At 43.1% G+C, this 2,491-nt stretch carries 2 protein-coding genes; one reads left to right on the top strand and one right to left on the bottom strand.

Annotated elements, in window-relative coordinates; translation table 11 throughout:
• Positions 1–232: 232 nt before the first annotated feature.
• Positions 233–385 (bottom strand): DUF3149 domain-containing protein, encoded by a 153-nt coding sequence (locus AC4E96_RS14020; protein WP_490256271.1) that lies wholly within the window; start codon positions 383–385, stop codon positions 233–235.
• Between the two features lie 295 nt (positions 386–680).
• On the opposite strand from AC4E96_RS14020, the gene AC4E96_RS14015 reads away from it, so the two are divergent.
• Positions 681–2,491 (top strand): TonB-dependent receptor (locus AC4E96_RS14015; RefSeq protein ID WP_490256270.1); only part of this gene is annotated, 1,811 nt, incomplete at its 3' end.

The raw sequence follows: 2,491 nt of genomic DNA, 5'->3' as shown, positions 1-2,491 counted from the left end.
TAGCATCAGCCTAGAGCGAAGAATGACGCGTAAAGCGACGGGGACTTTGGGTTTTAGAAGGTTTGAAAATGAGGACGGCCGCCGTGGTCGTGAGCGCAAAGACAACCGCATAGAAGTTACGTACAAATACGCGTTTTAAATCAGCTTGCTAAAACAAGACGGTTATTCGCCCTACACAAGCCAACAACCGTCTAACGTTATAAATTAGGTAAAGGCATCAAGGGTCTGAATTCTAACCCTCAGACTCCATCACATTCTTCACAAAATACCACAAATAAAACACCATCAGACCGATTGTTAGGCCTAAGATCCCAAAGCTCATGTACAGCACTGGGTCTTGCATAAAGTCACGAAACATTGATTCGAAGTTGTAGTCAGTAAACATGATGTTTCTCCTCTTTTCTTTGATGCTTTGAGGATAGGTTTTGTAAGCTAATTTGATTTGATCTAAATCATATTCTGGAGCTGAGCGCGGGCAAGGTTTGCCTGTTTTGATGAATAGCTTGATCTAGATCATTTTTTACCAGTCTTGCTTTTTTGTTCATTAATCTTAAAACCGATGGAATAAGTGCTCAGACGCTATTTTGTAGTTTACATATTAACTTTTATCGTTATGATATACCGTATCATTTCAGGGTCGGTAGAAGATAACGATCACGTTGTATTTGGAGAATAGGTTAATGTTTAGGTCATCTTTGGTTGCTGCTGCGGTAGCAGCGTCGTTTTCACTTGGTGTTGTATCACATACAGCTTCTGCAGAACATTCGGTTAAAGGCCGCGTTGTCGATCAGTCTGGTAATCCTATTGCGAATGCCAAAATCGAATTACACGGCAGTACTGCGCTGGTTAAAACAAACGAAAAAGGTGAGTTTTTCATAACGGAAGCGATAAACCACGCTGATGAGCTTCATGTTGTTGCGCCGGGCTATAATCACGCCACGATTAACCTAACAGACAACAATTTATCTGACGAAAACCAGTTTTATACTTTAACTCTCTCTAAAGCATTGATTGAACGTATCGATGTGACTGCAACGCCTCTTCATGGCTCGACTCTAGAGTCAGCAACGCCTATTACTGTATTAAGTGACCAAGATTTAGATAACAAACACGCATCAACGTTAGGTGAAACCTTAAAAGCAGAGCTTGGGGTTCATTCTAGTTATTACGGCCCTGTGAGCTCGACGCCTATTATTCGTGGTCTTGATGGTCCACGTGTAATGATTGCGCAAAACGGCTTAGATGTAGGTGACACTTCTCGTGTTGGTCCTGACCATGTTGTCTCAACTGAAACTAGCACGGTTAAGCAAATTGAAGTATTACGCGGTCCAGCGACGTTGTTTTATGGCAGTGGAGCCATCGGCGGTGTGGTAAATGTGGTTGATAACCGAATTCCTCGTGAACGAGAAGATTCTGGTGAGATTCAAGTTAGTCACAATAGTGTTGCAGATGAAAATGAAGTTTCAGCTGCTTTGACAACGACAACAGGTAACTTTGTTTGGCATTTTGATGGTTTTTATCGCGATGGCGACGACTATGAAGTTCCGGGGATGCCAGAGCTTGAGGCGGAGCATCACGACGAGCATGAAGAACATGAAGAAGCACATCATGAAGAAGGTCATGCCGATGAGCATCATGATGAAGATCATGACGAACACATGGACTCTTACACATTAGACAATAGCGCCGCGAGAGCAAAAGGTTTTAATGTTGGTGGTAGTCTGATGTTAGATAACGGTTTTGTTGGGGTTAGTGTGGGCTATCTGGACCGATTATACGGTATTCCAGGCCACGATCACGGTGCGCATGGCGGACACGATGAAGAATCTCACGAAGGTGAAACAGCGGAAGAACACGCAGAACATGCAGACGAACATGGCGAAGAGTCAGTTCAAGGTGATTTAAAACAAACCCGTGTTCAATTGATGAGTGAACTTACTTTTGAAAATACTTGGTTTACGGGAATTAACACTCGTTTGGGTGTGACGAACTATGAACACCAAGAAATTGAAGGCGATGTAGTTGGTACTCGTTTCGAAAACGATTCATTAGAACTACGCACTGACTTAATGCTTGCTGAAGTTAGCGGCTGGCACGGTGCGGTTACTTTTGATTATAAATATAGTGACTTTGAAGCAATTGGCGAGGAAGCCTTTACTCCACCATCACAATCAACGTCGGTTGCACTTGGCTTGTTAGAAGAAAAGCATTTTGGTGATGTTCTTGTTCAACTTGGTGCCCGTGTCGAACACGTCAATATTGATTCGGACGAATTTGATAACTTAGCTATCAGTGACTTGTCGTTTACTCCAATGAGTGTTTCTCTAGGTGCGGTTTATGACTTTACCGATGGCTACAATGCTGCGATTTCATTTACCCACAGTTCACGAGCGCCTTCGGCTGCCGAGTTATTATCATTTGGCCCTCACATTGGCACAAACAGTGTTGAAATTGGTGCACTTTATGAGCGTCATGAAGAGCACGAAGAAGA

Source organism: Psychrosphaera sp., assembly GCF_982872775.1.
The sequence above is the reverse complement of the archived record's forward strand: the minus strand, read 5'-3'. Positions and strand labels throughout refer to the sequence as shown.